Annotated in this window: 21 protein-coding genes and 1 tRNA gene; 3 read left to right on the top strand and 19 right to left on the bottom strand. The window is 38.5% G+C overall.

The genetic code is table 11. The annotated features are described in order from the left end of the window. Positions 1-16: 16 nt before the first annotated feature. Positions 17-859, bottom strand: a complete 843-nt coding sequence (locus SOI81_RS04515) for a DMT family transporter (RefSeq protein ID WP_320541289.1) — start codon at positions 857-859, stop codon at positions 17-19. A gap of 239 nt (positions 860-1,098) precedes the next feature. Here SOI81_RS04515 and SOI81_RS04510 point away from each other — a divergent pair, with 239 nt between their 5' ends. After that, the gene (locus tag SOI81_RS04510; protein ID WP_224991494.1) at positions 1,099-1,536 is read left to right on the top strand and encodes a PaaI family thioesterase; all 438 of its coding nucleotides are present in this window, start codon (positions 1,099-1,101) and stop codon (positions 1,534-1,536) included. Between the two features lie 15 nt (positions 1,537-1,551). Here the strand turns inward: SOI81_RS04510 and SOI81_RS04505 are convergent, their stop codons facing one another. Beyond that, positions 1,552-1,983, bottom strand: a complete 432-nt coding sequence (locus tag SOI81_RS04505; protein ID WP_320149479.1) for a hypothetical protein — start codon at positions 1,981-1,983, stop codon at positions 1,552-1,554. Positions 1,984-2,024: 41 nt separating this feature from the next. Then, complete coding sequence (locus tag SOI81_RS04500; RefSeq protein ID WP_239967174.1) at positions 2,025-2,171, bottom strand: hypothetical protein; 147 nt, start codon at positions 2,169-2,171, stop codon at positions 2,025-2,027. A gap of 46 nt (positions 2,172-2,217) precedes the next feature. On the opposite strand from SOI81_RS04500, the gene SOI81_RS04495 reads away from it, so the two are divergent. Further along, a tRNA-Asn gene (locus tag SOI81_RS04495) sits at positions 2,218-2,293 on the top strand. Between the two features lie 167 nt (positions 2,294-2,460). Here SOI81_RS04495 and SOI81_RS04490 read toward each other — a convergent pair. From SOI81_RS04490 to degP, 12 genes are all read right to left on the bottom strand, one after another. Beyond that, the gene (locus SOI81_RS04490) at positions 2,461-3,219 is read right to left on the bottom strand and encodes an SDR family oxidoreductase (protein ID WP_239967123.1); all 759 of its coding nucleotides are present in this window, start codon (positions 3,217-3,219) and stop codon (positions 2,461-2,463) included. Between the two features lie 193 nt (positions 3,220-3,412). Continuing rightward, the gene (miaE, locus tag SOI81_RS04485; RefSeq protein WP_125738403.1) at positions 3,413-4,057 is read right to left on the bottom strand and encodes a tRNA-(ms[2]io[6]A)-hydroxylase; all 645 of its coding nucleotides are present in this window, start codon (positions 4,055-4,057) and stop codon (positions 3,413-3,415) included. 6 nt (positions 4,058-4,063) lie between these two features. Beyond that, the gene (gene pdxJ / locus SOI81_RS04480) at positions 4,064-4,789 is read right to left on the bottom strand and encodes a pyridoxine 5'-phosphate synthase (RefSeq protein WP_320541288.1); all 726 of its coding nucleotides are present in this window, start codon (positions 4,787-4,789) and stop codon (positions 4,064-4,066) included. 13 nt (positions 4,790-4,802) lie between these two features. Beyond that, positions 4,803-5,516: a DNA repair protein RecO gene (gene recO / locus SOI81_RS04475; RefSeq protein WP_016140294.1), complete on the bottom strand. Its 714-nt coding sequence runs from the start codon at positions 5,514-5,516 to the stop codon at positions 4,803-4,805. 9 nt (positions 5,517-5,525) lie between these two features. After that, positions 5,526-5,720 carry an NF038104 family lipoprotein gene (locus SOI81_RS04470; protein WP_016140293.1) on the bottom strand — a complete coding sequence of 65 codons (195 nt, stop codon included), beginning with the start codon at positions 5,718-5,720 and terminating at the stop codon, positions 5,526-5,528. Positions 5,721-5,737: 17 nt separating this feature from the next. Further along, complete coding sequence (gene era, locus SOI81_RS04465) at positions 5,738-6,760, bottom strand: GTPase Era (protein WP_014207367.1); 1,023 nt, start codon at positions 6,758-6,760, stop codon at positions 5,738-5,740. A gap of 11 nt (positions 6,761-6,771) precedes the next feature. Continuing rightward, positions 6,772-7,464: a ribonuclease III gene (gene rnc / locus SOI81_RS04460; protein ID WP_005067830.1), complete on the bottom strand. Its 693-nt coding sequence runs from the start codon at positions 7,462-7,464 to the stop codon at positions 6,772-6,774. Next, positions 7,436-7,810: a DUF4845 domain-containing protein gene (locus SOI81_RS04455; RefSeq protein WP_262456682.1), complete on the bottom strand. Its 375-nt coding sequence runs from the start codon at positions 7,808-7,810 to the stop codon at positions 7,436-7,438. The genes rnc and SOI81_RS04455 overlap by 29 nt, the downstream gene beginning before the upstream one ends. A gap of 24 nt (positions 7,811-7,834) precedes the next feature. Continuing rightward, positions 7,835-8,662 (bottom strand): signal peptidase I, encoded by an 828-nt coding sequence (gene lepB / locus SOI81_RS04450; protein WP_016140291.1) that lies wholly within the window; start codon positions 8,660-8,662, stop codon positions 7,835-7,837. 75 nt (positions 8,663-8,737) lie between these two features. After that, entirely contained in the window at positions 8,738-10,555 is a 1,818-nt protein-coding gene (gene lepA, locus SOI81_RS04445; RefSeq protein WP_016140290.1) for a translation elongation factor 4, read from the bottom strand. Positions 10,556-10,730: 175 nt separating this feature from the next. Next, positions 10,731-11,183 carry an acyl-CoA thioesterase gene (locus SOI81_RS04440; RefSeq protein ID WP_239975166.1) on the bottom strand — a complete coding sequence of 151 codons (453 nt, stop codon included), beginning with the start codon at positions 11,181-11,183 and terminating at the stop codon, positions 10,731-10,733. A 122-nt stretch (positions 11,184-11,305) separates the two neighbouring features. Then, positions 11,306-12,682: a Do family serine endopeptidase gene (degP, locus tag SOI81_RS04435; protein WP_016140288.1), complete on the bottom strand. Its 1,377-nt coding sequence runs from the start codon at positions 12,680-12,682 to the stop codon at positions 11,306-11,308. A gap of 230 nt (positions 12,683-12,912) precedes the next feature. On the opposite strand from degP, the gene nadB reads away from it, so the two are divergent. Then, on the top strand, positions 12,913-14,556 hold the full coding sequence (gene nadB, locus SOI81_RS04430) for an L-aspartate oxidase (RefSeq protein WP_000367525.1): 1,644 nt from the start codon (positions 12,913-12,915) through the stop codon (positions 14,554-14,556). Positions 14,557-14,612: 56 nt separating this feature from the next. On the opposite strand, the gene SOI81_RS04425 is transcribed toward nadB, so the two are convergent. The 4 genes from SOI81_RS04425 to pabC all read right to left on the bottom strand — a co-directional run bounded on the left by SOI81_RS04425 (position 14,613) and on the right by pabC (position 17,660). Next, a complete protein-coding gene (locus tag SOI81_RS04425) occupies positions 14,613-15,029 on the bottom strand; it encodes a PaaI family thioesterase (protein ID WP_016140286.1) in 417 nt (138 codons plus the stop codon). A gap of 137 nt (positions 15,030-15,166) precedes the next feature. Then, entirely contained in the window at positions 15,167-15,766 is a 600-nt protein-coding gene (tmk, locus tag SOI81_RS04420; protein WP_016140285.1) for a dTMP kinase, read from the bottom strand. 9 nt (positions 15,767-15,775) lie between these two features. Further along, positions 15,776-16,846, bottom strand: coding sequence for an endolytic transglycosylase MltG (gene mltG, locus SOI81_RS04415; protein ID WP_320541287.1), 1,071 nt, complete (start codon positions 16,844-16,846; stop codon positions 15,776-15,778). Between the two features lies 1 nt (position 16,847). Then, positions 16,848-17,660 carry an aminodeoxychorismate lyase gene (pabC, locus tag SOI81_RS04410; protein WP_320541286.1) on the bottom strand — a complete coding sequence of 271 codons (813 nt, stop codon included), beginning with the start codon at positions 17,658-17,660 and terminating at the stop codon, positions 16,848-16,850. Between the last annotated feature and the right edge of the window lie 133 nt (positions 17,661-17,793).

Here is a 17,793-nt window from a genome sequence, read left to right as displayed (position 1 = left end):
GAACCCTTTTTTAATTCTATGCTTTGTTAGTTTTAGAAGGCTTTATATAAATAACCAATAGAATTCCAAATAAAACCATAACACTAGATAAAATCACTCGCTCGGTTACAGTCTCATTTACAAATAGGCTCCCGCCTATAATCGCTAAACATGGCACACTTAACTGTACTGTGCTGGCAGTCACCCGATCAATATGCTTCAGAATCGCATACCAGAGGACATAAGCCCCACTTGAAGTAACACCACCCGACAAAACCGCTAAAATCCATCCTTGCAAGTCAATGTAGCGATCTTGAGCAAGTAATATATTTGCCAACAAAACTATTGGTACAGCTAATGTAAAATTTGCCAAAGTACTACCAATAGGCTGTGTCATATTACGACCCGCAATACTGTATCCCGCCCATGCCAAACCAGATATCGCCATAATTAGAGCATATCCCCAATCAGGCGCGTGAGCACCCGGTAATAGCAAAACAATGATTCCAACTAAAGCAATACATAAGCCTATACCACGATATATGCCAATCTGTTCACCCTGCCAATAGCCGTAAAGCACCATGGTCAGCTGTACAACCCCAAACAATAGTAAAGCACCAATACCTGCATCAATTTGAAGGTAAGCATACGAAAATGCCAAAATATAAACCGCTAGAAAAAGTGCATTTTTTAGGTTCCACTGGACTTTGGCTTGAGATGATTTTGAATATAAAAACAGTCCTAATAAAACAACTGCACCACTTCCTACTCGTATCAAGCTAAAAGTCATTGGGTCAATATGTTGGCCCGCCAAAGCCAAACGGCATAGTACAGAATTCGCTGCAAAAGCCATCATTGCTAGCGCAATTTTAAACAGCATTGTCCTTATGCTCCTGTTATTTTTTATAGTGTATAAGAAGACTCTCTTATCTATCTAATTCATTATGCAACTCATTTAATTCAATTTTTATAATAAAGAAATTTTGTACTCAATAAATAGGTTTCTAAGCTTCGACTTATCAGTTCAATTTTTAACTATAGAATTGACACAACTCGGACCGAATAATAGGCTAACAATAAGTTCCATTTTAGAACTTAAATATTTAAAGGACTTAAAAAATGAAACACCCAAAAGACATGACTGGACTTGAAGTTTTACAGGCACTGCTTGATGGTCACTTCCCGCCACCGAGCATGGGAAAAACAATTCCAATGTATCCAACTGAAGTGGCAAAAGGCTTTGCCAAATTTCATGCTCAGGCAGATCAAAATCACCTAAACCCAATGGGCGGTGTACACGGTGGATTTGCAGCAACTGTACTCGACTCGGTGACTGGTTGCGCTATACATAGTGCACTTGAAGCAGGTGAAGGTTATGGAACTATCGACCTCAATGTAAAAATGTGCCGCCCAATCCCTCAAAATAAGCAACTTATTGCGATTGGACAACTGATCAACCTCAGCAAAAACTTAGGGATTTCCGAAGGCAAGATTATTGATGAGGACGGTAAACTATATGCCTATGCAACTGCAACCTGCATGATTATTCGTTCATAATGATTAAAGGCAGCCTTAAACCGCTGCCTTTTTTATTGAGTAATCTTGATTATTTGGACGTTCACAAGTTTGTGCAATCACATAGGATGCCCAAATATTTTTAAGTTGAAGCTCTATAATTTCTTGATGCTCGTCAGACCAAGCTAAAACTTTATTTTTACCCAGCAGTAATTCCCCTTCCAATTGAAAAATATATAAATCTTTAGAAGAGTTTAATGGTTTTGAGCTTTTTAAAACTTTAAGTGAATGATGCACATTCCATTTAGTGCTAAACCAAAGTTGCAATAAGTCGCCTAAATACAATTCTTGTTTTTTGAAGGGGTAAGCATTAATCCATGCACCTTCTACAAGTGTGTAATAAGATTCTGATTGACTTAAAATATTAAGATAATTGATTTGATAAAAATCAAAATTTGAAAAAATAGAAGCGATCGTAAGCGTTTTCATACTTATCTCCGATTTAGCCATTTTAGTGCTGGCAAGTTGGTTTAAATCCACACTGTTTGGATTTCTCCAAACGCTTGTTCTTTTTTGAATCTAGCAATTGATTTTTTAAAGCGCAAGTAATTTTTTAACTCATCACCCAACTGATCAAATAAAAAGCATACAACACAAAAATGAAGTAAACATGACAATTTACACTTGACCCTTCTCAAAATCTCCTTATAATCGCATGCAGATTCTCCCATAGCTCAGTCGGTAGAGCGACGGACTGTTAATCCGCAGGTCCCTGGTTCGAGCCCAGGTGGGAGAGCCAAATACTAAAAAGCCCGCAGCATTAAAGCGGGCTTTTTTTTGCCAAAAATTTATCAAGAGTTATAAAAAATCCCCTATCAGCACATAGAGGATTTAATTTTTATTCTTAGAACCTTTGGGGTTAATGATCCAATCTAACTCTAAAGAATATCTTACCTTCTTAAGTCATTAATCTACTTCAACGACTTTTAAGGGATTAAAAGATTGCGTGGTCGGCATCATTTCAATACGATTAATATTAATGTGTGGCGGTTGTGAAGCAATCCAAGCTACCGTATTTGCAATATCTTCAGGCAAGAGTGGATTCTTTTTATCATACAGACTATTTACTTTATCCTCATCGCCCTTAAAACGTACTAAAGAAAACTCTGTACCACCGCAAAGTCCTGGTTCAATATTTGTTACTCGCACCCCAGTACCAGCTAAATCTGCACGAAGATTCAAACTAAATTGTTCCACAAATGCTTTGGTTGCTCCATAAACATTACCCCCAGGGTATGGATATGTACCTGCAATCGAACCCATATTAATAATTAAACCTGATTTTTTCTTTACCATACTTGGCAAAATTAATCGGGTAATCGTAACCAACCCCTTCACATTGGTATCAATCATTGTGTACCAATCATCTAATTCTGCTTTATCTGCGGGTTCCAATCCTAATGCCAATCCAGCATTATTCACCAATAAATCAATTTGACTGATTTGAAATTCAGCTGGCAAATCAACCAATACTTTATTTATATTTTCTGCCGTATCTGTCATATCAAATACTAAAGGATAGAATTTTTCACCGAGCTCTTGTTGTAATTCTTCTAGCTTTTCTGCTCGTCTTCCACATCCAATAACGTTATAGCCTAACTCAATCAGTTTTTTTGAAATACTATAACCAAAGCCCGCTGAGGCACCTGTAACTAATGCTAACATTCTTATATCCTTAGAAATAATCAACTATTTTAGCTAAACCGATCTTGAACAGATTTATCTTTATATTTACATCATATTCTTTATTACTTTAAAAAATAAAAGATTTTTTTGAAAATTAATTTTAAAGAATTATATAGTTATAATAAAAAAGTTTATCTAGAGAGATAAACTTTTTTATTTCAATCATCTAAGATTAGACTGGTACGCCACTATGAAAACGGAAAGTATCATCTGGTGTTAAAATCAGATTCTTTTCAACCTCACGAATATGATCAATTCGCTGCTGAATATCCTCTTTAGGATCTTTCATTTTTGCAGTGGTTGCCACATCAAGCGCAAGAGCTAGATAGTCTTCAAAATGACGAGACTCTGACTTAAGCAAGTATCGATAATAACGTCCTAACTCATCATCTACACGCGGAGCAAGTGCATAAAAACGTTCACATGAACGAGCCTCAACAAAAGCACCAATGACCAGTACATCAATTAAAGCTTCAGGTTCATAAGTACGAATCTCTTTGCGCAGCCCACCCGCATAACGTCCGGCACTTAAACCGGTCCATTCTTGACCACGTTTAGCCATAAGCTCAAGCACTTGTTCATAGTGGAGCATTTCCTCTCGTACAAGTTGAGCTAGTTTTACTTGTAAGTCAGGAAAGAAGCTATAACGAAACATTAAGTTCATTGCTGTACTAGCTGCTTTCTTTTCGCAATTCGCATGATCTTGCATCAAGATATCTAAATTATTGACTGCTTCATCCAACCATGCATTTGGTGTTTGGCACCCTAAAAAGGCCACCACAGGTTGCATTAGTTCATCGTAATTGATACTCGACATAAGTAATTATCCTGCTGCTTGAATCGCTGTTTTCATATCTTTAACAGCTTGAACCAGACCTACAAAAACACTTTCAGCAATAATTGAATGCCCAATATTTAATTCATGAATTTGGGGAATAGCTGCAATTGGCGCAATATTTTTTAGGTTAAGGCCGTGACCAGCATTTACAACCAAACCTTTTGAAGCTGCGTATTCAACACCTTTGATAATACGTGCTAATTCAGCTTGTTGATCTTGCTCTGTTTCCGCATCTGCATATGCACCCGTGTGCAACTCAATCGTAGGTGAACCACATGCAACTGCTGCATCAATTTGAGCTAAATCAGCATCAATAAATAATGATACGTCACAACCAAGAGCCGCTAAGGCTTGAGTTGCCGCTTTAACTTTTTCAAAGTTACCAACGACGTCCAAACCACCTTCAGTCGTTACTTCTTGACGTTTCTCAGGAACAAAACATACGTGCTGTGGTTGAATTTCTTTCGCAAACTCGACCATTTCATCAGTAACAGCCAACTCTAGATTCATACGTGTTTTTAATAATGGACGCATGCGACGTACATCATCATCTTGAATATGACGACGATCTTCACGTAAATGCAAAGTAATACCCTCTGCACCAGCTTGTTCACAAATAAGAGCAGCTTCTACAGGATCTGGGTAAGTAGTACCGCGCGCCTGTCTCAAAGTAGCAACATGGTCTATGTTTACACCAAGCAATGCAGCCATAAATAAATCCTAATTACGATTGAGTTTGAGTGTTTTGAATCCATAATTGTCGACTTTTTAGGGGACGATCACCTAAAAGCGATGTAATCATTTGGCGGTATAGTTTACCTAATAATTGCAATTGTTCGTGAGAAAAATCCTGACCTTGCTCATAATCCAACATAGATAAAATTGCTTTACCTGACAATGAAGAACGGCTCGCTTGAACAACGGGGGCAAAACCCTCGGTCACTTGGAATTGATAAAACTGATGAGCCTGTATTGGCTGTTGTTGAGTATCAATTGAGAAATCAATCGCGTAACCAAGTTCAGGAAGTAAAACATGTTCGAACTGACGCAAAATCTGTCTCAAAAAAAGGTCAGGATTTTCGTGCGAAGATAATTGCTGTAATTGAAGCAGAGTTAATTGATATTGCTCAAAAGTTTGCGGCATTGCCTCTTCTAGTGGGCAAAGTCTAAGAACAATTTCATTTAAATAGAATCCGGCAAAAAAAGCATCACCAAAAAAGAAAACTGGCTGATTTAATATTTCTAGCTTTGTAAAATTCTTGAGTTCACTTTTACCCGTTGCTTGCAGGCGAATAGGTTGATATTGAGGAGGCGGAGTCTGTCTTAAAATACCATCGACTCGCCCATATTCCTGAGTAAAAAGATGCACAATATGACTTTTTTCACGGTACTTACGATGATGAATCATATATCCATGGAGGACTTCATTGCGCATCATAAAAAGAATCTATTCCTCAGATTCTTTTTCTTTTTTATCATCACCATCAGGAATCACAGCACCTACGACGGCTGCTGTACCTTTAACTACACCTTTGGTAGTTTTATAGGCGATACCTACTGGTACGGTTACAAGCTTATATACACAACCCTGTAACAGCAATGTACATCCAAGTATAGCGATTAATGATGTAATTGTTTTCATACCAGTATCCTTATCCTTTAGATATCACTATATCCTAAGCTTTTTAGAGCACGCTCATCATCAGACCAGCCACCCTTCACTTTTACCCAAAGTGTGAGCATAATTTTTTGCTCAAACATTTTTTCCATGTCTTTTCGAGCATCCATACCAATCGTTTTAAGCTTGGTTCCTTTCTCACCAATTACAATGGCTTTTTGACCAGCACGGTCTACAAAAATCGTTGCATCAATATAGGTACAAGCTGGTTTTAAACGACCAGTTTTTTCATTAACAGTTGCCTCTTCCGTTTTGAAAGATTCAATTTGTACTGTTAAATCATAAGGAAGCTCTTCACCTAACTGACGCATGATTTTTTCGCGAATAATTTCACTCGCCAAGAAACGCTCAGAGCGATCAGTAATCTGATCAAATGAATACAAAGGTGGTTGATAAGGAAGATACTTCTCAATCGTTTCGCTTAAGTGTTCTAAGTTTGCTCCACGTAATGCAGAAACAGGAACAATCTCAGCAAAATTCATAAGTTTGGCACGTTCTTGAATAAGTGGAAGAATCTCTCTTTTATCTTCAAACGTATCCGCCTTATTAATGACTAAAATAACCGGCATTTCAGCATTCTTGAGTTTCTCAAGCACTAAATCGTCGTTTTGAGTCCACTTATAAGCATCAATAACAAATAAAACTAAATTAACGTCACGTAATGCAGAGTGTGCAGCACGGTTCATCATTTTATTAATAGCACGCACTTCTTTTTTATGCATACCCGGGGTATCTACGTATACCGCCTGCATTTTTTCACGTGAATCAATACCAATAATTTTATGACGTGTAGTTTGAGGCTTACGCGAAGTAATAGAGAGTTTTTGACCTAACAAATGGTTCATGAGGGTAGATTTACCCACATTTGGACGTCCTACAATCGCCACAAATCCGCTCTTAAAATCCGAAGGGATTGTAACGCCTTTGGAACTAAAAAATTGATCAATCAGATTATTAGGATCTTGGTTTTCATTTGAATCTGGATTGATTTGATCAGAATGCATCGACATGCAGGTTATTGCTCCAATAACTTTAAAATTTCCGCCGCTGCTGCCTGCTCGGCAAAACGACGACTTGAACCCTCACCATAAATCTTCGGTAAACCATCTACTACACATTCAACTTTAAAGTGCTGATGAGGTGCATCACCCTGAATATCTACAACCTCGTAAACAGGGAGAGGTTTTTTACGTGCTTGTAGATACTCTTGTAAACGTGATTTCGGATCTTTGAGTTGATCCGTAGGTTCTATATGGTCTAAATAGGGTATGTACCATTTTAGCACAATATCTTTAAGTAAGTTGAGATCACCACTATCAAGATAGATTGCGCCAATAATTGCTTCCACCGTATCTGCTAATATTGACTCGCGATGATGACCGCCAGACTTCAACTCACCTGTACTTAATATTAAACACCGACTAAGTTGCAAATCTGTTGCAATTTTACCTAAAGCTTCCTGACGAACTAAAGTCGCTCGCATACGCGTGAGGCGACCTTCATTTTCATTTGGATAGGCATGATATAGATAATTAGCGATGATCATACCTAATAATGAATCACCCAGAAACTCTAAACGCTCGTAATTGTATTTATGACTCACCGAACGATGAGTCAAAGCTAACTGTAACAACTCAAGCTGCTTAAATTGATATCCGATTCGACTCAGTAAGCGAGGATCACTTAGTTTGAACTGATGTTTTATCAAAACTCTTCTCAAATGTTAAAACTAAATCAATATTAAATAAGAAAGGTTTTCTTACTTCATATTTCTTTTTGACCGTTAGACCTGACTGATTAAACACTTGAGCGATCTCTTTAAAGTGGAGATCACGAACATTGTTCATTTCGAGTCGCTGATCCATTTGTGTTACAAACTTTTGTGGTGTGATCTCAGAAGAGCTTTCTTGTAAAAGCTCTTCTATCTGATTATTAATCAGCCGATCATCCCAATATGCTGGCCAAACTGCAAGTACAGCTTTTACTGTAATTGCAAATATAACCACCCCAAATAAAATTGCTAAATACGAAGTACCCTGTTGTGCCTTACGCATTTCTTTTTTTCCTAATGGTTGTTTTTAATCTATTTTTCCATTTCGGCCAAAGTTAGGAAGGTGTAAGCCCGGTTCTTTATGCATCCACACATAGAATGCTCGTCCTGTTAAGTTTTCTTCAGGAACAAAGCCCCAGAAACGACTGTCTGCACTTTGATCGCGGTTATCCCCCATCGCAAAGTAATGTCCTTTTGGAACAGTCACTTCCCAATATAAACCGTCTTGGTTTGCATATTTACCATTTTCAACATAGTTGATAAACGGTGCTTGACGCGCCACATTTACGCCTTCAAGCTCACGCATTGTAAAGGTATGCTCACCAATCGTCTCTTTATGATAAATAGACGTTGGCGTATCCATTACATCTTTTTCACGACTGAACTGTGTTAATACTTTCGGTACTTTTTGCCCATTAATAATCAATTGCCCATGGTCGTAAACAATATGATCACCAGGTAAACCAATTACACGTTTAATATAGCTAATTGTTGGTTGAGGTGGATAACGGAATACAATTACATCACCACGCTTTGGTTCACCAACATCAATAATTTTCTTATTAACAATAGGTAAACGCACACCATAATCAAATTTATTAACGAGAATAAAATCACCAGTTTCTAGAGTTGGCACCATAGAATCCGACGGAATATTAAATGGTTCATAAAGAAATGAACGAAGTACAAGGACTACAGCTAAAACCGGCCAAAAGTCATAGGCCCATGTAATGACAAAATTTTCGTTCCCGCGCCCTTTATTTGCACGCTGTTTTAATACAAGTTTATCTAACAACCACACTGCAAATAGAATCAGCGTAACTGGAACAAGAATTAAATTAAAATCAAAATCCACATGACCTCACTCGCAGCCTCGCTGCTTGTATTACAGTGGGGAAAAGAAATAACTCCTTTCCCCCACCCTCATTTCTTATCTTTCTACTTTCAATACAGCCAAGAACGCTTCTTGTGGAATTTCAACACTTCCCACTTGTTTCATACGTTTCTTACCTTCTTTTTGTTTAGAAAGTAGTTTTTTCTTACGCGAAACGTCACCACCATAACATTTTGCCAATACGTTTTTACGCATCGCTTTTACGGTAGAACGGGCAATAATTTGCGCACCGATTGCTGCCTGAATAGCAACATCGAACATTTGGCGAGGAATTAAATCTTTCATTTTCTCAACCAATGCAATACCACGATGGCGTGCATCATTACGGTGGCAAATCATAGCCAAGGCATCGACCTTTTCGCTATTAATTAACACATCAACCTTAACTAAAGCTGAACTTTCAAAACGTACAAAGTTATAGTCTAGCGATGCAAAGCCACGAGAACATGACTTCAATCTGTCAAAGAAGTCCATAACAACTTCAGCCATCGGGATTTCAAAAGTAATAGAAACTTGGTTACCCAAGAATTTCATATCTTTTTGTACACCACGACGTTCGATACATAGCGTCATTACGTTCCCTAAATATTCTTGAGGAACAAGGATATGACACTCCGCAATTGGTTCACGTAAATCTTCTACAGTCGATCCATCTGGCATTTTTGATGGACTATCGATGTAAATCGTTTCGCCTTTCTTGGTTAATGCTTCATAAATTACAGTAGGTGCAGAACTGATGAGATCAAGATCGTACTCACGTTCTAAGCGCTCTTGTACAATTTCCATATGTAGCATACCTAAGAAGCCACAACGGAAACCAAAGCCTAAAGCATCTGAACTTTCTGGTTCAAAGAATAAAGCCGAGTCATTGATCTGTAATTTTTGTAATGCTTCACGGAATGGTTCGAAGTCACTCGCATCAATCGGGAAAAGACCAGCATATACCTGCGGTTTAACCTTTTTGAAACCCGGTAAAGTTGTGACTTCCGGTGTAGACGCAAGTGTAATGGTGTCACCTACTGGCGCACCAAAAATATCTTTAATACCCGCGATAACAAAACCTACTTCACCAGCTTCAAGGATATCTGTTTCAGTATGCTTAGGATTAAATACACCTACAGAAGTTACCGGATGAGTTTGCCCTGTCGACTTAACCAACATTTTGTCGCCCTTACGGATACGACCTTGTTTAATACGAACAAGAGAAACTACGCCTAAGTAGTTATCAAACCATGAGTCGATAATTAATGCTTGTAATGGTGCTTCACGATCACCTTCTGGTGCTGGAATAACATCAACCAAACGCTCGAGTACGCCTTCAACACCTAAACCAGTTTTTGCTGAACAAGTTGGTGCATCTGTCGCTTCAATCCCGATAATTTCTTCAATTTCATGAATTACACGCTCAGGTTCAGCCTGTGGTAAATCAATTTTATTTAGAATAGGAAGAACTTCGAGACCTTGTTCAATTGCTGTATAGCAGTTTGCAACTGATTGCGCTTCAACACCTTGTGCAGCATCTACAACCAATAGCGCACCTTCACATGCAGCTAATGAGCGAGAAACTTCATAAGAAAAGTCAACGTGCCCAGGTGTATCAATAAAGTTTAGTTGATATTCCTGACCATTTGGATGGGTGTAATATAGCGTGACGGAAGCGGCTTTAATGGTAATCCCACGTTCACGCTCAAGCTCCATTGAGTCTAAGACTTGAGCTTGCATTTCACGATCTTGTAGACCACCACACATCTGAATAAAACGGTCAGCCAATGTAGACTTACCATGGTCAATGTGGGCAATAATCGAGAAATTTCGTATATTTTTGATATCGACGGATTTTTTAGCTTGCGCCATGGGTTACCTTGAGAAAATATAGAGTGCTATGTAGCTTGTTTTAATACACAGCCAAAGCGGTTAAATAAATTGCGTGAGATTATAACAGATGCATATTTTAAAGTATCCAAAATAATCATGAGCTTTGTACTTATGTTTTAAAAAAGGACAGTCAAAGGAAGTGTATTACGTCCAATTATTGAGCATATGAAACGGTAAAATCATAAGGATTTATGCTTGAATCAAGCGGCGTATATGCATGAGTAAAAGTTGGCGACATTCGTTTAGGACGACCTGAAGCAATTTCAATACATGCCCATTTGGTATTTCCAACGAATAATACGGACTGATCTGATGGGCGGAAAAACACATACTGGCGGAACGAATAAAGGGCGTTAATGTCATCTAACCATGTGCGTAATACAATTTTTTCGCCTTCAAATGCAGCTTTACGATATTGCACATGATGCTCAACCGCGACCATGGCATGTTTTAACTCAAGATATTTAGTTACCCCTACTCCCAAAGTTTCAACATGGGCAGCAGCTACATCTTGCATCCATTGAACATACATTACATTATTTACGTGTCCTAACGCATCAATGTGATGTGGCTGCACCTCAATATGTAAATCAAAAATACTACTCACAAATGAACACTCTTATTTATTAACCTTAAAACTGAAATTAAGTGTAGGTAGATATCGCTAAACGCTCAAGTTAAATAACAAAAACCACCCATTTTAGGGTGGCTTAGTAATCTGGTTGAAGATTATTGAATACGCAAACCAAGCATCGCACGCTGTCCCTGACGAATAATAGCAACACGTGCTACTGTATTTTTCGGCAAGTTAGAAACAACTTTTGCAAAATCCTGACTATTTAAAATCTGGTTATTATTGACTTGAGTAATCACATCACCCGGAATGATATTTGACAGTGATGCTAAACCACCACGGCGAACATCTTGTACATAAATACCGCCTTTCACGCTCAACGCATTTTTTTCCGGTTCAGCTAAATCACGAATACTCATGCCTAGAACTGGCCCTTTAGATGTAGCACCTTTTGTACCAGTGGCAGGCGTTTCATCTGGTGCAGTTGTTAAGGTCGCTGAAATATTGCGTGTTTTATCATCACGTAATACTTCAAACTGAACAGTTTGGTTTGGCTGTACTTTATTTAATGCGTAGAGTAAATCACTCGTACGAAGTACAGATGCACCATTTAATTTTAAAATCACGTCACCCGCTCTCAGCCCTGCTTTTTGTGCAGGTGAGTTCGGAGAAATTTGAGTAATTAAAGCACCTTCAGGTTTTGGTAATTTGTAGGCATCAGCAAGGTTTCGGTCAATATCTTGCATCATTACACCAAGGTAAGAGCGTGTTACTTTACCTTTTGTTTTAAGCTGGTCTGCAACGTCCATGGCTACATCAATCGGAATAGAGAAAGACAAGCCCATATAGCCGCCAGTCCCACTAAATATTCGAGAGTTTACCCCGACCACTTCACCATTTTGGTTAAACAATGGACCACCTGAGTTACCCGGGTTTAAAGCCACATCTGTTTGAATAAATGGCACCGAAGTTTCACCGCTCATGTTTCGTGATTTTGCACTGACAATACCTGCCGAAGCTGAGTAGTCAAAACCAAACGGCGAACCAATTGCTAAAACAGGTTCACCGACACGTAAACGGTCAACATTACCTACTCGTAAAGCTGGATAGTTAGTTCCATTGACCTTTAACAAGGCAACATCTGTACGCTCATCACTACCCACTACAGTTGCATCAATTTCACGTCGGTCATTTAAAGTAATACTGATACGAGAGGCATTTTCAATCACATGATGGTTAGTAAGTAAGTAACCATCTTTACTAATAAAGAATGCACTTCCGTAAGCTGTCTTTTCTTGTGGACCTTGTTGTTGTGGAATGATGACCTGATTGCCAAAGAAACGTTTTAAAATTTCAGGAACTTGCTGCTGCAACAGTTCATCCTGAGTCATTTTTTTTACGACATTTACACTCACGACTGCCGGACTAACTTGTTCAACAAGATTTGAAAAATCAACAGCAGCATTTGCTTGAACAGCAGCAACTGTAAATACCGCTGCATACATTCCTTGTTGTAAATAGCGAGATTTCATTCGGTGCTCACCCACAATTGGTCTACGAGAATAAGGATAAAACTGTTGTATCACAACGCTTTGAGGTTGTGCGTAACAATATGTTTATTTGTAATACGTCACCACAAGGATTATTTTACGCATTGCAACTTTTTAAGCCAATTGCAATTTTTCTCTGAGTTAGAGCGCTTAGGCTCTTGCCTTTTTAGGTAAAAAGGGGTGTCATTAGCGGACGTTTTAAATTGAAGCGAATGGACATGCCTAATTTACAGACAATTCACCACTTTGACGTGATTATTGTGGGCAGCGGCGGCGCTGGTTTAAGTCTGGCTTTATCGTTACCAAATCATTTTAATATTGCAGTTTTAGCCAAAGCTGCTCTAACCGAAGCAAGTACCTTTTATGCTCAAGGGGGCGTTGCTGCTGTTCTTGACGAGACTGACTCTATTCAACAGCACATTAATGACACTATGATTGCAGGCGCTCATTTATGTGAAATGGATGCAGTGCAACATACCGTAGAAGGCGGCCGCCCTTCTGTTGATTTTCTTTTAAAACAAGGCGTGCAATTTACTCTAGATGAGGATGAGCAGCTTCACTTAACTCGCGAAGGTGGTCACTCTCAGCGCCGCATTATCCATTCTGCGGATGCAACAGGTAAAGCTATTTCAACCACTTTGGTTGAACGTGCCAAAGAACGTAAAAATATTACTATTTTTGAAAACTATATTGCGATTGATTTAATCACTTCACATAAATTAGGCCATACCGACCAAGCGAATCGTGCTATTGGTTTATATGCATTAGATGAAAACACTGAAAAGGTTCATACTTTCCTTGCCCCATTTACCGCACTGGCTTGCGGCGGTGCAATGAAAGCTTACCTGTACACATCTAATCCAGATATTGCTACAGGTGACGGTATTGCGATGGCTTACCGTGCAGGTTGTCGTGTAGCGAATATGGAATTTAATCAGTTCCATCCAACTTGTCTCTACCATCCTCAAGCCCGCTCTTTTTTAATTACTGAAGCTATGCGTGGTGAAGGCGCTTACTTGCGCTTGCCGGATGGCGAACGTTTTATGCTACGTTTTGATGATCGTGCAGAATTAGCTCCCCGCGATATTGTGGCACGTACCATTGACCATGAAATCAAGCGTCTTGGTATTCGTCATGTCTGGTTAGACATTACCCATAAATCACCTGAGTTCATTAAAGAGCACTTCCCTACACTTTATGCACGATTGCTTGAGTTAGGCATAGACATTACCAAAGACATGATTCCAGTGGTGCCGGCAGCTCATTACACTTGTGGTGGTGTGGTGGTTGACTCAAATAGCCAAACCGATATTGAAGGTCTCTATGCGATTGGTGAAACGTCATATACGGGCTTACATGGTGCAAACCGTATGGCAAGTAACTCATTACTTGAGTGCTTCGTTTACGGTATGAGTGCAGCAAAAGATATCGAAAATAAATTTGATGAAAACTTCAAATTACCGGAAGTACCCACTTGGGATGACTCACAAGTAACTAATCCAGATGAAGATGTGGTGATTTTACAAAACTGGGATGAGTTACGTTCGACCATGTGGAACTACGTTGGTATTGTAAGGACTACGAAACGTTTAGAACGTGCTTTACACCGTATTGAAATGTTAAAGCGCGAAATCACTGAATATTATCAAGATTACCGTGTCAGTAAAAACCTGATCGAGCTGCGTAACCTTGTTTTAGTATCTGAAATGATTGTGCGCTGTGCTATGCAACGCAAAGAATCACGTGGTCTGCATTACACACTTGATTATCCGGAAACTTCGAGTGAGATTCGTAAAACGGTTTTAACTCCTCCAAATTTTGCAGTAGAACAGCCCTTAGTTAATACTGATATTTAAGTTGTTCTTCTACAAAAAAGCACAGTTCAGACTGTGCTTTTTATTTGCTTTAATCTTTATGATTTAGGTGGTATTGAATAAGTCGCGGTCACATGCGCAACGGGTTCATCTAAACCGACCGAATAAATCCAAACCTCACCCACCACTAAACTCTTTCCTACTTTCATGAGTTTACATTCACTACGTAAGTCTTGATCACCCGCGGGCTTTCTTAAAAAATTAATATTAAAGTTAGTGGTTACGGCTAAACCAACAAGGCCGATCTCACCTAATATCGCAATATATAACGCAAAATCTGCCAAAGTCATCATGGTTGGGCCAGATATGGTGCCACCTGGACGTTGATGTCTTTGATCAACATGATAGTAAACAACTGCAGCTTTTGGGGTGACTGATTCAATCGTGCAATGTTCAAGACTGGGTGGAAATTCCTTTTCAAGAAATGCCACGATTTCTTCTTTTGAGCTTTTCATCCTTGTTATTCTTCAATCTATAAAATCATATGTAAGATAGCATAAGAAAATAACAGATCTTTTCTATGACGTTTTAAATCAGAATTAACATCATTTTTAACCACTCCCATTTTTATAAGAGTGGCTCATTCAATTGCTTATCCTAAATATTGCAATGCCTGTTCGAACACCTGATCAGGACTTTGGGTTGCATCTATTCGCTTAATACGTTCTGGTTCAGCTTTCCACAAGGTTTCATAGCCTTCACGAACCTTAGTAAAGAAGCTTAACTTTTCTTGTTCAAAACGGTCTAATGCTCCACGCTCACGGGCACGGTTCATACCAAGTTCAATCGGTGCATCTAACCAGAAAGTCACCTCAGGCATGCGCGAAACAAAGTTCTGATTTAAAAGCTGTAATTTATCTTGGCTTAAACCACGACCAGAACATTGATAAGCAAAACTTGCATCAGTAAAACGATCACTTAATACAATTTTGTTAGCGTCTAGAGCCGGCAAAATAACCTGTTGTAAATGTTGAGCACGTGCCGCATAAATAAGCAATAGTTCAGTATCATGACTCATGTTTTCATCATGATTCACTGCTAAAAGCATTGAACGAATTTGTTCAGCTAGCGGCGTCCCACCCGGCTCTCGAGTTAAAACAACTTGTTTGCCTTGTTCTTCAAAATACTGATGAATTTTTCGAATGAGTGTAGTTTTACCTACCCCTTCCGTGCCTTCAAAGCTAATAAACATCTCTTTTCCTTATTTCTTCGATCTCAACACGGATAAATAGTCCTGCACCGCTTGATTATGCGCTTGCAAACTTGCCGTAAATTTATGCCCACCATTACCAGTCGCTACAAAATAGATGTTGTTTGAGTTATCTGGATGTAACGCTGCTTCAATCGCTTTTTGGCTTGGTAAAGCAATTGGAGTTGGAGGCAAACCATTAATGGTATAAGTATTATATGGCGTTGGGGTACGCAGGTCTTCTCGGGTAATATTACCTTTATAGTTATTACCCATACCGTAAATAACCGTAGGATCTGTTTGTAAACGCATACCGAGTTTTAAACGGCGGACAAAAACGCCAGAAACTTGTGTAAGTTCACTATCTAAACTTGTTTCTTTCTCAACAATAGAAGCCATAATTAATGCTTCATATTTGTCTTTATAAGGTAAATTCGGCGCGCGTTTTGCCCAAGCTGCATCGAGAGCTTTTATTTGACGATGATATAAATCGGTAAGAATTTTCTTGTCAGTCTCGCCTTTGGCAAAGAAATAAGTATTCGGCGCGAACAAGCCTTCTGGATGATCGTAAGGAATCCCAAGCGCTTTCATAAGCTGATCGTTAGGTAAATCCAATATTGTATTTTTTACATTTTTATCATTTTTAAGTGCAGTAATAAGCTGCTTAAAAGTTGTACCTTCAATGACCAAAACACGGTTCATCTGAGCATTATCAGCATCAGATAACATCTCTAATACTTGTCTTACACTCATCCCTTGTTCAATTTCATACACGCCAGCTTTCATGCTGTCATGAATCATAAACTTTTGATAAAGCTTTAATACGATAGGAAAGCTAATTTTGCCTTCTTTTGCCAAACGATCAATAAAACCAGAATAAGTTTCTCCAGATGTAATCGATAACATCTGTTTTTTTCCTTCAACAGGATAAGCCTTAAACAAGCTTGACCATAAAATGGCAAAAGTAGAGATTAAAACAATAAAAAGGCCAATTAGAACCAATCGCTTAGAAAATTTTGGAGCTTGTTTTTTGTTATTTTTCTTAACGTTTTTTGCTTTCGCATTCACAGGTGGCTTCGGCATATTAATGAATCTGATTTAAGTTAAGGATATGAAATAAATCTATGCATGCCTGTGTATCTAGCATTTTTTCGCCTAAATGAGTGACTACTCGCATAGGGTTTAAAGCATTACAAAAGAATAGACTTTGTATTTCAGATACTTCATCTAATTCAATCACACGTACTTCACAGGCAATACCATGGTGCTGCATACGCGCCAGAATTTCTGCCCGCATTACACCGTGGACGCCATTATAGCGAAGTTCAGGAGTAATCCATCTATCATTTAAACGAATAAAACAATTACTGCTGATCCCTTCAACAATATAACCTTGTACATCAGTCACTAATGCTTCAGCCCACCCGAGTTGATCTGCTTCTTTTTTTAGCAATACTTGTTCAAGACGGTTTAAAGATTTGAGTCCGACCAAGCTCGGCATGGTTAAACCTAGAGCCTGATTTAAGACACCACACTGGATAGAGTCTGGCAAAAATGGCTCTAAAGCTTTTGGATAAAACCAGATATAAATATCTGCTTCATGATTTGGCAAACTATAACCACGGTCACCTTCACCACGACTAATCACAATTTTTAAAGTGCCGTTGAGCACAAGATTTTGCTTTTGTAATTGCTGTAAGCTTTGTTCTATGAGTTCAAAATTTGCAGTTAAAGACAGTCTTTGACATGCAAGTTTTAGACGCTCCCAGTGTCTTTCTTTAAGCTCAATCTGGTTTTGAAAAACACGAATTGTGGTAAAGCACCCATCACCATAATGAAATGCTCGATCCAATAAAGGAATGGTCTCAACAGGTTGCCCATTTTTAAAACACCACATGTTTGATCACCCTTTCTTAAAAACCGGACAACAAAAACGACACCTTTCATTTAAATAATAAATGATTGATTTTAAAAAATTATACCGATTTCGTATTAACTTTTGAAACTTGTTATATATCAAGATTTAAGAA

Source organism: Acinetobacter pittii (genome assembly GCF_034067285.1).
Taxonomy (GTDB): Bacteria; Pseudomonadota; Gammaproteobacteria; order Pseudomonadales; family Moraxellaceae; genus Acinetobacter; species Acinetobacter pittii_E.
Note: the sequence above shows the minus strand (reverse complement) of the source record. Positions and strands in the feature narration are given on the sequence as shown.

Excerpts from the sequence above, each read along its gene's own strand:
- tmk (WP_016140285.1), bottom strand. The coding sequence starts at position 15,766 with ATGTTTATTAGCTTTGAAGGCACGGAAGGGGTAGGTAAAACTACACTC.
- SOI81_RS04505 (WP_320149479.1), bottom strand. The coding sequence starts at position 1,983 with ATGAAAACGCTTACGATCGCTTCTATTTTTTCAAATTTTGATTTTTAT.
- SOI81_RS04490 (WP_239967123.1), bottom strand. The coding sequence starts at position 3,219 with ATGTTAGCATTAGTTACAGGTGCCTCAGCGGGCTTTGGTTATAGTATT.
- pabC (WP_320541286.1), bottom strand. The coding sequence starts at position 17,660 with ATGTGGTGTTTTAAAAATGGGCAACCTGTTGAGACCATTCCTTTATTG.
- nadB (WP_000367525.1), top strand. The coding sequence starts at position 12,913 with ATGGACATGCCTAATTTACAGACAATTCACCACTTTGACGTGATTATT.
- SOI81_RS04455 (WP_262456682.1), bottom strand. The coding sequence starts at position 7,810 with ATGCGTAAGGCACAACAGGGTACTTCGTATTTAGCAATTTTATTTGGG.
- recO (WP_016140294.1), bottom strand. The coding sequence starts at position 5,516 with ATGATGCGCAATGAAGTCCTCCATGGATATATGATTCATCATCGTAAG.
- degP (WP_016140288.1), bottom strand. The coding sequence starts at position 12,682 with ATGAAATCTCGCTATTTACAACAAGGAATGTATGCAGCGGTATTTACA.
- SOI81_RS04425 (WP_016140286.1), bottom strand. The coding sequence starts at position 15,029 with ATGAAAAGCTCAAAAGAAGAAATCGTGGCATTTCTTGAAAAGGAATTT.
- mltG (WP_320541287.1), bottom strand. The coding sequence starts at position 16,846 with ATGCCGAAGCCACCTGTGAATGCGAAAGCAAAAAACGTTAAGAAAAAT.
- SOI81_RS04470 (WP_016140293.1), bottom strand. The coding sequence starts at position 5,720 with ATGAAAACAATTACATCATTAATCGCTATACTTGGATGTACATTGCTG.
- SOI81_RS04510 (WP_224991494.1), top strand. The coding sequence starts at position 1,099 with ATGAAACACCCAAAAGACATGACTGGACTTGAAGTTTTACAGGCACTG.
- lepA (WP_016140290.1), bottom strand. The coding sequence starts at position 10,555 with ATGGCGCAAGCTAAAAAATCCGTCGATATCAAAAATATACGAAATTTC.
- SOI81_RS04515 (WP_320541289.1), bottom strand. The coding sequence starts at position 859 with ATGCTGTTTAAAATTGCGCTAGCAATGATGGCTTTTGCAGCGAATTCT.
- era (WP_014207367.1), bottom strand. The coding sequence starts at position 6,760 with ATGCATTCTGATCAAATCAATCCAGATTCAAATGAAAACCAAGATCCT.
- pdxJ (WP_320541288.1), bottom strand. The coding sequence starts at position 4,789 with ATGGCTGCATTGCTTGGTGTAAACATAGACCATGTTGCTACTTTGAGA.
- miaE (WP_125738403.1), bottom strand. The coding sequence starts at position 4,057 with ATGTCGAGTATCAATTACGATGAACTAATGCAACCTGTGGTGGCCTTT.